Consider the following 11716-nt stretch of genomic DNA (forward strand, 5'->3'; position numbering starts at 1 on the left):
ACGAGATGAGCGCTAGTCTCGTGGGCTCGGAGAGGTGTATAAGAGACAGGAGTACGGGGGCGCGGTGCGAGGAGTGCGCGCGGCTGGAGCGGGCGCACTCCGTGGCCGCCGACACGATCGCGGACGACCCGCGGCCGTACCACGTATATCTGGCGTGGTTCGGGCCCGGCATGGTCAAGGTCGGGATCACGGCCGTCGAGCGGGGATCCGCGCGGCTGCTCGAGCAGGGCACGGTCTGCTTCAGCTGGCTCGGAGCGGGGCCGCTCATGGCGGCGCGTCGTACGGAGCAGCTGCTGCGCGCCGCGCTCCGGGTGCCCGACCGGATCCCGTACGGCGCGAAGCGTGCCGTGCGGTCCGCCCTGCCGGTGACCGCGGCGGAGCGGGCCGCCGAGGTCGAGGAGTTGCACGGGCGGGCGACCGCGCTGGACGGCTGGCCGGAGTCGCTGGAGCGGGAGCCGTTCCGGCCCGTCGATCACGCCGGGGTGTTCGGGCTGGCCGGTCTGCCGGCCGCCGTGGGCGAGGTGGGCGAACTCGTCGCGGGCGGTGTGGTGAGCGGTGAGCTGGTCGCGGCGGCCGGGCCCGATCTGCACCTGGTGACGGACGGCGCGGTCGTCGTGCTCGACACGCGGCTGATGACCGGCTGGGGACTCCGGCCCGTGAGGGGCGTGGGGCTCACCGTGCCGGTGCGGGAGTTCCGGGAACCGCCGGGCTTGCAGGACGGGCTGTTCTGAGGCACCGGCAAGGAAGGGGGGCTGGACGCCGTGCGCCTTCCGGGACGATCGTGGGCGCATGAGTGATCAGCCGCCGTCCATGGCCCCTGCGACGGAGACCGCCGAAGTCCGGCGGTTCTGGGAGCGGCTCGGGCTGCCCGGGCTCGTCGACGTCCACACCCACTTCATGCCCGAGCGGGTGCTGCACAAGGTCTGGGACTACTTCGACGGGCTCGGTCCGCTCACCGGCGGCGTCGAGTGGCCCATCACCTACCGGGAGGAGGAGGAACAACGCGTCGCGCGGCTGCGGGAGTTCGGGGCGCGGGCCTTCACCGCCATGCTGTACCCGCACAAGCCGGGCATGGCCCGCTGGCTCAACGGCTGGGCGGCCGGCTTCGCCCGCCGCACACCCGACTGCCTCCACACGTCGACCCTCTTCCCGGAGCCGGACGTGCACGCGTACGTCCGGCAGGCCCTCGAGGAGGGCACCCGGGTGTTCAAGGCGCACGTCCAGGTCGGGGCGTACGACCCTGCCGACGAACTCCTCGACGACACCTGGGGGCTGCTCGCCGAAGCGGGCGTTCCCGTCGTGATCCACTGCGGATCCGGTCCGGCGCCCGGCAAGCACACCGGGCCGGAGCCGGTCGGGCGGGTGCTCGCCCGGCACCCGCGGCTGCGGCTGGTCGTCGCCCACATGGGCATGACGGAGTACGAGGACTTCCTCGGCCTGGCCGAGCGGTACGAGGAGGTGCGGCTCGACACGACCATGACGTTCACCGACTTCAGTGAGCGGCTCGCCCCGTTCCCCCGGCGCGCCCTGCCCCGGCTGGCCGGCCTCGCCGACCGGATCCTGCTCGGCTCGGACTTTCCCAACATCCCCTACCGCTACGTCCATCAGCTGCACGCCCTGGAGCGACTGGACCTCGGCGACGACTGGCTGCGCGCGGTGTGCCACGACAACGGGGCGCGGCTGTTCGGCCTGCCGTGAGCCGCGCGCTGCCCAGGGGCGCCCCCTGAGAGCCGCCGGTGGCTTTCTCAGGGAAACCACAGACGGGCGAAAGCGTGTTCTCAGAGGATCCCGGCACGGTGTCCACCATGACCACGACCTCGCCCCAGGGGCGCACCGAACTGCTGAGACCGGACGGGAGCCCCGTCCGGGTGCTGGTGGTGGACGACGAGCTGTCGATCACCGAACTGCTGTCCACGGCCCTGCGCCACGAGGGCTGGCAGATCCGCAGCGCCGGGGACGGGCAGGGCGCCGTCCGGGCCGCGCGCGAGTTCCGGCCCGACGCCGTCGTCCTGGACATGATGCTGCCCGACATGGACGGACTCGCCGTCCTGGGGCGGCTGCGCCGTGAACTCCCCGGCGTGCCCGTCCTCTTCCTGACCCCCAAGGACGCCGTCGAGGACAGAGTCGCAGGGCTCACCGCCGGCGGGGACGACCACGTCACCAAGCCGTTCGGCATGGAGGAGGCCGTGGCGCGGCTGCGCGGGCTGATCCGCCGCTCCGGTGCCGCCGACCGCCGCTCCGGCTCCGTGCTCGCCGTCGGCGACCTCACCCTGGACGAGGACAGCCACGAGGTCTTCCGGGGAGGGGAGAGCATCCACCTCACCGCCACCGAGTTCGAGCTGCTGCGCTTCCTCATGCGCAATCCACGGCGCGTGCTCAGCAAGGCGCAGATCCTGGACTGGGTGTGGTCGTACGACTTCGGCGGGCAGGCCAACATCGTCGAGCTCTACATCTCCTACCTGCGCCGGAAGATCGACGCCGGTCGCGAGCCGATGATCCACACCAGGCGCGGCGCCGGTTATCTGATCAAGCCCGCCGTGTCATGAGCGGGCGGCGACGCCGGCGCCGCGGTCCCGCCCGTACGAGCAGGCGGACAGCCGGCTCCACGAGGTCGCGGCCAAGGTGGGGAGCGGCCGGATCACCGGCTCCCGGTGCGGCCGGAGGTCCGCGTCCGCCTTCCGGATGAGCGCCAGGACTGCCGACCGGGCCCGGCGCGCCGTACTCGGCTCCGTGCCCCGGGCCGGCGGCACCGTGGGCACGATCGCCCTCCCCGGCCTCGGCGGCCACCGCGTCGAGTGGGGGTGGCGGCCGGTTCGGCCGCCTTCTGCGACCTCACGCGGAAGAACGGCGCCTGACGCCGCGTTGCCGGACGGGGCTGAGCGGGCAGACTCATGACCGGCGGCGGAGTGCTCAGGAAGGTACGGCATGGGGAAGGCAGTCCGGGCCAGGGGCGCGGCGCGGACCAGCGTCTGGCTGGAGGGCAAGGCGCGCCGGGGCGGGCGCCGCGGCGGGCAGCCGTCGTCCGGGCTCGACCGGGAGCGGATCACCGAGGCCACGGTGCGGCTGCTGGACGCGGAGGGGCCGGCGGGGTTCTCCATGCGCCGGCTCGCCGCCGAGCTGAACGTGACGGCGATGTCCCTGTACTGGTACGTCGACACCAAGGACGACCTGCTCGAACTCGCCCTCGACGCCGCCTTCGGCGAGCTGCGGCTGCCCGATGCGGACGCCGGCGCGGACTGGCGCGACCAACTGCGCCGGCTCGCCGCCGAGTACCGGGCGCTGCTGGTGCGCCACCCCTGGCTGTCGTCGCTCGCCGGGACGTTCCTCAACATCGGCCCGAACGCGCTCGCCTTCTCGGGCGCGGTGCAGCGGGTCGTCCGCCGCACGGGGCTGCCCGAGCAGCGCCTGACGGGGGCGGTCTCGGCCGTCTTCCGGTTCGTCTACGGCTACGGCACGATCGAGGGCCACCTCGTGGCCCGCTGCGCCGACGCGGGGATGGCCCTGGACGACTACTTCCGGCACGCGCTGAGCGCCGCGACCCGGGCTCCGGACGCCGCCGAGGTGCTCCAGGAGTCCGTGACCCTCATGGCGGCCCGCGGCGGCGACACGGTCGCGCAGATGCTGGACCGCGACTTCGCCTTCGCCCTGGACCTGCTGGTCGCGGGGATCGAGGCGATGGTGGCCCGCGGCTGACGAAGCGTTGCTCACAGGCGCAGGGCCCGGGCCGGGTCGTCGTACACGGGTATGTCCCGGCGGACCCGGGTGATCTCCAGGGCGCGGTACGGGACGCCGTCCGGGAGGGCCGCCACCCGGAGCAGGACACGCGGGGGCAGCCGGTGCCGTACGTCCTCGACGAGGCGGGCGCCCTGGGAGTCCATGAAGCGGGTGCGGGTGAGGTCCAGGACCAGCACGCCCAGCCGGCCGGCGCGGGCCTCGGCGAAGGACAGGATGCGGGCGCACAGCGCGGAGGCGTTGGACAGGTCGATCTCCGGGGGCAGGACGAGCAGGGCGCGGCCGGGAAGGTCGCGGATCTGGCACGGGTTCGTGAAGTGGGTCACGGTACTCACCTGGCAGGAGGCAGACGTCCGTATGTCTCGGGGAGGCCGCTTCCTGACCCGTCCGGGTCCATTCCATCATTCCCGGGCGCCGGTTCGAAGAGGCCGGAGCCCACGCGCGCACCAGGCGGAAATCCCCGAGCGCGGACGATATACAGTTCTGTCCGTCCTGTGCTCGCAGTCGGGAATGTGCTGCGGAGCTCTCCTGCGCATGGCCGTATGGCCGTGCATGCCGAAGAGGTTCGTGGTGCCTGCGTCCGACTTTCCTGAATCGCCCCGTTTTCAGGGGGACTTCGAGCTGGCCGAAGCCCTGACGGTGGCGGCTCGGCAACTGCACGACGCGGCCACCCCGCACAGCACCATGCACACGGCGGTCCAGCTCGCCGTGCATCTGCTGCCGGGTGCCGAGCACGCGGGGATCTCCGTGCTGGAGCGCGGCCGCCACCGCCGTACGGTCTCCTGGACCGACGAGGTCGTACGCGCCGTCGACGGCTCGGGCGGCGACCACGGCCAGGCGCCGTACTGGGAGCACCTGTGGCAGGCGCCCGTCGTGCGCGTGACGGACAGTGAGGCCGAGGACGGCGGGGGGCCGCTGGCCGGCCTGGGGCTGCGCTCGGCGCTCGCCCTGCGGCTGCGCGCCGACAAGCGGCGGCTGACCGTGCTCACCGCCTACTCCCGCAAGCCGCGCGCCTTCGACGACGCCGCGACACGCGTCGGCCGGCTGTTCACCGCGCACGTCAGCCTCGCCCTGGACTCGGTGACCGTGCGCGAGCAGCTCACCGAGGCGATGCGCACCAGGGACCTGATCGGCCAGGCCACCGGCATCCTCATGGAACGGCTGAACATCGACGCGGCGGAGGCCTTCGACAGCCTGGTGCGCGCCTCGCAGCGGGAGAACATCAAGCTGCGGGACCTCGCCCGCCGGCTCGTCGACATGGACAGCACCCCCTGAGGAAGCGGGCCGGGGCGGCCCCGGCGGGTCACACCGCCGGGAGCGTCGTGCCCTGGACCGCCTGGATGTCCAGCTCCACCTTCAGGGTCGTGCCGATGGCGGCGATACCGGCCTGGAGGACCTGGTTGTAGTGCATGGCGAAGTCCTCGCGGCGCAGCTGTGCCGTCGCGCGGAAGGCGGCGCGGGTGCCGCCCCACGGGTCGGCGCCGGTGCCGAGGTAGGCGAGGTCGAGGTCGACCGGGCGGACCACGCCGCGCATGCCCAGCTTGCCGTGGACCGTCCAGCGGTCCGGGCCGGCGGCGGTCAGGCCGGTGGAGCGGTAGGTGATCCGCGGGTGCCGCTCGGCGTCCAGGAAGTCCGGGGACCTCAGATGGCCGTCGCGCATCGCGTTGCCGGTGTCGATGGAGTCGGCGCGGATGACCGCCTCCACGCGGGACCCGGTGACGTCGTCCGGGGCGATCTCGACGGTGCCGGCGAAGTCCGTGAACCGGCCGTGCACGCTGGAGATCCCCAGGTGCTGGGCGACCGCGGCGACCGAGGAGTGCGCGGGGTCGATGGTCCAGGGCCCCGGCGGCGGCAGCTCGCTGCCGCCCTGCCGGGCCAGCGTCACCGTGCCGACCTCGGCCCGTCCGCTCGCGGTGACGATCGCGCCGGCGGCGACGGGCGCGTACCCGACCGCCGTGACGACGACCGTGTACGCCCCCGGCGCCAGCGCGGTCGTGTGCCGTACGGCGCCCTCCGCGTCGGCCTCGGCCCGCAGCACCTGCGTGCCGGTCGTGTCGGTCACCGTGACGACCGCGTGCGACACGGCCCATCCGTCCCGGGTACGGATCCTCGCGGTCAGTCCCATCCCGTTTTCTCCCTGCAAAATATTGCAAAATGGTCGCAAGTGACCGGCCCGTGGCCGGACGCTCCGCCGCTCGGAAGCGTCCCACCACGGGCCGGGGTTCGAACTACTCGCCGGGGTGGGCGAGTTCGATGTCGTGGGCGTCGACGCCGCGGCCGGTGACCGTCAGCGCCGTCGCCACCGGCGGGTAGCCCGTCGCGATGACGGTGTACTCGCCGCCGCTCAGGTCGGTGAAGGCGTACGCCCCGTCGGGGCCGGTGGTGGCCGTGCCGGCCACGTTGCCCGCCGCGTCGACCAGCGTCACGCGGGCGTCGGCCAGCGGACCGTGCGGGGCGCGGACCACGCCCTGGAGCCGGGCGCCGGCGTCCAGGTCGACCTCGACCCGGGTGACCCCGGTGCCGGCCACCTCGGCCGGCAGCGCCCGCGGCCGGTACCCGGCGGCGTTCACCGCGACGGTCACGGCTCCCGGCACCAGCTCGGCGAAGGAGAACTCACCCTGCTCACCGGTGGTCCCGGTGGCCAGCAGATCGCCGCGCACATCGGTGACGATCACCATCGCGTCCCTCACCGGCAGCCCGCTCTCCGCGGCCCGGACCACACCGCTCAGCCCGCTGGTGCCGCTGAGCAGGATGTCGTACGCCACCGGCTCGCCGTTCACCACGACCGTGGACGCCTGCGGCTGGAAGCCGTCGGCGGAGGCGATCAGGACGTACGACCCCGCGCCCGGCGCGTCCACCGCGTAGGCGCCGTCGGCCTGCGCGACCGACCGGCCCAGCTGACGGCCCGCCAGCGAGATCAGCGTGACCGCGGCCTGCGGCACCGGCGCGCCCTCGGCGCCCCGGACGAAGCCGCGCACCGGGAGTCCGCCGTACCCGGCGGCCGGCTCCCCGGGTGCCGCCGTGGCGAGCGCGGCCGGTCGCAGCGTGTCCTCGGGACCCGCCTCGGTGGAGGCGGCCACCGCCCAGCTGGGCACCCGCTCCCCGGCGGCACCGGACAACTCCGCGGCACCGGACAACTCCGCGGCACCGGACAACTCCGCGGCACCGGACGTCTCCGCGGCGACGGCCGCGAGCTGCGGGGACCGGGCCTCGGCGACCACCGGGGCCGCGGCCGGGTCCACCGGCGCGGTCTCCTCCTCGGCGGTCTGCGCCAGCGCGCCCTTGGTCCGCAGCGGGACCTCCTTGATGAACAGCGAGATCAGGAAGGCGACCGCCGCCAGCGCGGCGGCGATCAGGAAGATGTCGGCGATGCCGTGCCCGTAGGCGCTCTCCATGACCGTGCGCAGCGGCTTCGGCAGCGCGTTCATGTCCGGGATGCTGTCGCTCGCCGAGCCGGAACCGGACAGGGCGGCCGCGTACTTCGGGGGAAGGCCGGCCACACCGTCCTTGACGTAGTCGGTGATCCGGTGGGCCATCACCGCACCCAGCGCGGAGACGCCGACCGCACCGCCGAGGGAGCGGAAGAAGGTGACCGTGGAGCTGGCCGCGCCGAGGTCGGACGGCGCCACCTGGTTCTGCGTGCACAGCACCAGGTTCTGCATCATCATGCCGATGCCGAGGCCCAGCAGGGCCATGAAGACGGCCGTCTTCCAGTAGTCCGTGTCGTACCGGATGGTGCCGAGCAGGCCCAGCCCCGCCGTGACCAGCAGACCGCCGCCGACCAGCCAGCCCTTCCAGCGTCCGGTACGGGTGATGAGCTGACCGGAGACGGTGGAGGAGACGAACAGGCCAGCGATCATCGGGATGGTCAGGACACCCGACATGGTCGGGGACTTGTCCCGGGCCAGCTGGAAGTACTGGCTGAAGAACACGGTCCCGCTGAACATCGCGATACCGACGAACAGCGAGGCGAGCGAGGCCAGCGTGATGGTGCGGTTGCGGAACAGCCGCAGCGGGATGATCGGCTCGCTCGCCCTGGACTCGACGAGCACGAACAGCAGGCCGAGGGCGATCGAACCGGCGACCATCGTGTACGTCTGCCACGACAACCAGTCGTACTTGTCACCTGCGAAGGTGACCCAGAGCAGCAGCAGCGACACCGCGGCGGAGATCAGGAACGCGCCGGTCCAGTCGACCTTGACCTTCCGCTTGGCCACGGGCAGGTCCAGGGTCTTCTGCAGGACGATCAGCGCGATCACCGCGAAGGGCACGCCGACGTAGAAGCACCAGCGCCAGCCGAGCCAGGAGGTGTCGGTGATGACGCCGCCGAGCAGCGGGCCGCCGACGGTGGCCACGGCGAAGGTGGCGCCGATGTAACCGGAGTACCGGCCGCGCTCCCGCGGGGAGATCATCGCGGCCATGATGATCTGGGCGAGGGCGGCCAGGCCGCCGCTGCCGATGCCCTGCACCACGCGGCAGGCGATCAGCATGCCCGGGTTGTGCGACAGGCCCGCGCAGGCCGACGCCAGGACGAAGATGACGAGCGCTATCTGGACGAGCGCCTTCTTGCTGTAGAGGTCGGCGAGCTTGCCCCACAGGGGAGTGGCCGCGGTCATCGACAGCAGGGCGGCGGTGACCACCCAGGTGTAGGCGGACTGGCCGCCCCCGAGGTCACCGATGATCTTCGGCAGCGCGTTGGAGACGATCGTGGACGACAGGATCGCCACGAACATGCCGAGCATCAGCCCGGAGAGCGCCTCCATGATCTGCCGGTGCGTCATCGGAGCGCCGCTGGAGGAGCCTCCCCCGTGTTTGGCGTGGGCCCGCACACCGGCTGGTGTGGTCGTTGCCATGGGCTTCCTTTTTCTTACGTGCTTGCGGGTGTACGGGTGGTCTTGGTGGCGGGGCCCGGGTCCGGCCGGGACCCGGGCCCCAGGGATTCGGGGGGCCGGTTCGCAGGGGGCCGGCATTCGCCGAAGCTGGCGCGCAGGCGTGTCATCAGCCGTATGAGCTGGCCGACCTCGTCGTCGCTCCAGTCGCTCAGCCGCTCGGCGAGCAGGTGGGTGGTCCGCCGGTACAGCTCGTCGAGCAGGTTCACTCCGGCGGGCGTCAGGCGCAGGATGCGCGAACGCTTGTCCGCGGGGTCCGGGAACCGCTCGATCCAGCCGCGCGCGGCGAGGTGCGCGACATGCCGGCTGGTCACCGACATGTCCACGGAGAGCAGCTCGGCGAGCCTGCTCATGCGCATGTCCCCGTGACGGCCGAGCAGGGTCAGCACGCCGGCCGAGCCGGCCGGGCAGCCGGGCGGCAGGATCCGCCCCATGCCCCGTTTCACGACTCCGACGGCACTGAGCTGACGAGCCAGTTCCTCGTACTGCGTCTGCCCGGCCATCACACCTCCCGCATTCGTTGCTTCGGGCAACGATATGGGCGGTTGGTTGCTACAGGCAAACAAATTGGGGGCGAGTGGCGCAAAAACTTGGCAAAGGCAAGTATTGGCACATGTAAACCCGCAGCTGATGGCGGGCGCGAGGACCGTCGACGATCACCATTCGGCCCAGGCTGGTGCAATCGGCCCGTCCGGGGACCGAGGGCGAGGCCGTTCAGGCCGACGGCGGGGGGCCGGGGACGGCATCCCCCAGGGCCGGCCGCACCAACTCCGGTGCGTCTCAAGCGCGCTGGGCAACCCCCACGTGGGCAAGCGCCCAGCGTCTTCGCTAGGGTCTCGGGCCATGGCTAACACCCAGGGCCCCCAGGGCAACTACGACCCCGCCGGCAGCACCCAGATGTTCCGCGCGTTCGTCGACGAGGCTCCCCAGGGCGGGCAGCAGCAGCAGGCATCCTCGGGCCCGCGCATCGGTCTGATCGTCGGCGTCGTCGTCGCCGTGGCGATCGTCGCGGCCGTCGCCTGGCTCGCGCTCAAGTAGAGCGATCGGGAGCATGAGAGAGCAGCCACCATGGCGGCGCGCCATGGTGGCTGACACTCCGTCGGCGGGGAAGGGTCGACCCGGACGGGTCAGTCCGAGATGAGCCCCTCCCGCAGCTGTGCGAGAGTCCGCGTCAGCAGCCGCGAGACGTGCATCTGCGAGATGCCGACCTCCTCGCCGATCTGCGACTGGGTCATGTTGGCGAAGAAGCGCAGCATGATGATCCGCCGCTCGCGGGGCGGCAGCTTGGCCAGCAGGGGCTTGAGCGACTCGCGGTACTCCACGCCCTCCAGCGCCGTGTCCTCGTAGCCGAGGCGGTCCGCCAGGGAGCCCTCGCCGCCGTCGTCCTCGGGGGCCGGGGAGTCCAGCGAGGAGGCGGTGTAGGCGTTGCCCACCGCGAGGCCGTCGACCACGTCCTCCTCCGACACACCGAGGACGGCGGCCAGTTCGGTGACCGTCGGGGAGCGGTCGAGCCTCTGGGAGAGCTCGTCGGACGCCTTGGTCAGGGCCAGGCGCAGCTCCTGCAGGCGCCTGGGCACCCGCACCGACCACGACGTGTCGCGGAAGAAGCGCTTGATCTCGCCCACGACCGTCGGCATCGCGAAGGTCGGGAACTCCACGCCCCGCTCGCAGTCGAAGCGGTCGATCGCCTTGATCAGGCCGATCGTGCCGACCTGGACGATGTCCTCCATCGGCTCGTTGCGGGAGCGGAAGCGGGCCGCCGCGTAGCGGACCAGCGGGAGGTTGAGCTCGATCAGGGTGTCCCGGACGTAGGCACGCTCGGGGCTGTCCTCGTCGAGTGCGGCGAGCCGCAGGAACAGGGAGCGGGACAGGGTGCGGGTGTCGATGGTCTCCGAGTCCGGCGAGGCCGGGGCGGGAGCGGCCGGAAGAGCCATGGCGGGAGCGGCCTCGAGGGCCACCACATCGTCGAGGGCGTCGATCGGCTCGAGCGCCGGGGAGGGCGTCTCGCTCTTCGTGAGCGTCAGCACCTTGGAGCTGCCCTGTTCTGCGGACATGCCACCCCCTTTGGGTCGCGGGACGGTCGCGGCCGCGCCCTCCGAAGAGGAGAACGCAGTCCTCACCTGAGATACCGGAGCCGAAGCCACGGCAAACGCGCTTCCCGCAGAATGTCACATGTCGGCAACGCGCTGTAGGGACTTGTCGACATCCCAGACGCGAATCAGCCCTGGAAAGAAGGGGTCTGACGGCATTTCAGGCTGAAGGTGTCGGGAACCTCCCGGGTGAGCGATTCGCCCGTGCTGGTTACGCCTCGATCCTGTTTGCGGATCGCAGCCGCTGGAAGCTGCGCGCGAGCAGCCGGGAGACGTGCATCTGGGAGACGCCGAGCTCCGCGCTGATCTGCGACTGGGTGAGATTGCTGTAGTAGCGCAGCAGCAGGATCCTCTGCTCCCGTTCGGGGAGCTGGACGAGGAGGTGGCGGACCAGGTCGCGGTGTTCGACGCCGTCGAGGGCCGGGTCCTCGTAGCCGAGCCGGTCCAGCAGCCCGGGCAGCCCGTCGCCCTCCTGGGCCGCCTCCAGGGAGGTCGCGTGGTACGAGCGTCCCGCCTCGATGCAGGAGAGCACCTCGTCCTCGGTGATGCGCAGCCGCTCGGCGATCTCGGCGGTCGTGGGGGAGCGGCCGAAGGCGGTCGTCAGGTCCTCGGTGGCGCTGTTGACCTGCACCCACAGCTCGTGCAGCCGGCGCGGGACGTGGACGGTGCGGACGTTGTCGCGGAAGTAGCGCTTGATCTCGCCGACGACCGTCGGCATCGCGAAGGTCGGGAACTGCACGCCCCGGTCCGGGTCGAAGCGGTCGATGGCGTTGATGAGCCCGATGGTGCCGACCTGGACGACGTCCTCCATCGGCTCGTTGCGGGAGCGGAAGCGGGCCGCCGCGTAGCGTACGAGCGGAAGATTCGCCTCGATGAGCGCCCCGCGCACGCGGGCGTGCTCCGGTGAGCCCGGTTCGAGGTCCTTCAACTGGGTGAAGAGCACCTGGGTGAGGGCCCGGGTGTCGGCGCCGCGCCGCTTCTCCGGGGGCGGGGCGGCGGTAGGGG

Annotated in this window: 12 protein-coding genes; 6 read left to right on the forward strand and 6 right to left on the reverse strand. The window is 72.1% G+C overall.

Features of this window, described 5'->3' with window-relative positions:
- The first annotated feature begins 5 nt into the window (after positions 1-5).
- The 4 genes from C1I97_RS20760 (at position 6) to C1I97_RS20780 (ending at position 3693) form a co-directional block, all read left to right on the forward strand.
- The gene (locus tag C1I97_RS20760; RefSeq protein WP_111004737.1) at positions 6-731 is read left to right on the forward strand and encodes a DUF2797 domain-containing protein; all 726 of its coding nucleotides are present in this window, start codon (positions 6-8) and stop codon (positions 729-731) included.
- 58 nt (positions 732-789) lie between these two features.
- Positions 790-1698: an amidohydrolase family protein gene (locus C1I97_RS20765; protein ID WP_181446822.1), complete on the forward strand. Its 909-nt coding sequence runs from the start codon at positions 790-792 to the stop codon at positions 1696-1698.
- A gap of 107 nt (positions 1699-1805) precedes the next feature.
- Entirely contained in the window at positions 1806-2546 is a 741-nt protein-coding gene (locus C1I97_RS20770; RefSeq protein WP_309147816.1) for a response regulator transcription factor, read from the forward strand.
- Between the two features lie 379 nt (positions 2547-2925).
- Positions 2926-3693, forward strand: coding sequence for a TetR/AcrR family transcriptional regulator (locus C1I97_RS20780; RefSeq protein WP_111004729.1), 768 nt, complete (start codon positions 2926-2928; stop codon positions 3691-3693).
- 11 nt (positions 3694-3704) lie between these two features.
- On the opposite strand, the gene C1I97_RS20785 is transcribed toward C1I97_RS20780, so the two are convergent.
- Positions 3705-4058 carry an STAS domain-containing protein gene (locus C1I97_RS20785; RefSeq protein ID WP_111004730.1) on the reverse strand — a complete coding sequence of 118 codons (354 nt, stop codon included), beginning with the start codon at positions 4056-4058 and terminating at the stop codon, positions 3705-3707.
- Positions 4059-4284: 226 nt separating this feature from the next.
- On the opposite strand from C1I97_RS20785, the gene C1I97_RS20790 reads away from it, so the two are divergent.
- On the forward strand, positions 4285-5007 hold the full coding sequence (locus tag C1I97_RS20790) for a GAF and ANTAR domain-containing protein (protein WP_111004738.1): 723 nt from the start codon (positions 4285-4287) through the stop codon (positions 5005-5007).
- 28 nt (positions 5008-5035) lie between these two features.
- Here the strand turns inward: C1I97_RS20790 and C1I97_RS20795 are convergent, their stop codons facing one another.
- The 3 genes from C1I97_RS20795 to C1I97_RS20805 form a co-directional block, all read right to left on the reverse strand.
- On the reverse strand, positions 5036-5857 hold the full coding sequence (locus tag C1I97_RS20795) for a YceI family protein (RefSeq protein ID WP_111004731.1): 822 nt from the start codon (positions 5855-5857) through the stop codon (positions 5036-5038).
- A 103-nt stretch (positions 5858-5960) separates the two neighbouring features.
- Complete coding sequence (locus C1I97_RS20800; RefSeq protein ID WP_111004732.1) at positions 5961-8585, reverse strand: MFS transporter; 2625 nt, start codon at positions 8583-8585, stop codon at positions 5961-5963.
- Between the two features lie 14 nt (positions 8586-8599).
- A complete protein-coding gene (locus C1I97_RS20805) occupies positions 8600-9124 on the reverse strand; it encodes a MarR family winged helix-turn-helix transcriptional regulator (RefSeq protein WP_111004733.1) in 525 nt (174 codons plus the stop codon).
- A 340-nt stretch (positions 9125-9464) separates the two neighbouring features.
- Between C1I97_RS20805 and C1I97_RS20810 the strand changes: the two genes are divergently transcribed.
- Positions 9465-9659: a hypothetical protein gene (locus tag C1I97_RS20810; protein WP_111004734.1), complete on the forward strand. Its 195-nt coding sequence runs from the start codon at positions 9465-9467 to the stop codon at positions 9657-9659.
- Positions 9660-9748: 89 nt separating this feature from the next.
- Here C1I97_RS20810 and C1I97_RS20815 read toward each other — a convergent pair whose 3' ends face one another.
- Positions 9749-10675: an RNA polymerase sigma factor SigF gene (locus C1I97_RS20815; protein WP_111004735.1), complete on the reverse strand. Its 927-nt coding sequence runs from the start codon at positions 10673-10675 to the stop codon at positions 9749-9751.
- Between the two features lie 247 nt (positions 10676-10922).
- Positions 10923-11716 (reverse strand): RNA polymerase sigma factor SigF (locus tag C1I97_RS20820; protein ID WP_111004736.1); only part of this gene is annotated, 794 nt, incomplete at its 5' end.

Origin of the sequence: Streptomyces sp. NTH33, assembly GCF_003236365.1 — a bacterium.
Classification (GTDB): Bacteria; Actinomycetota; Actinomycetes; order Streptomycetales; family Streptomycetaceae; genus Streptomyces.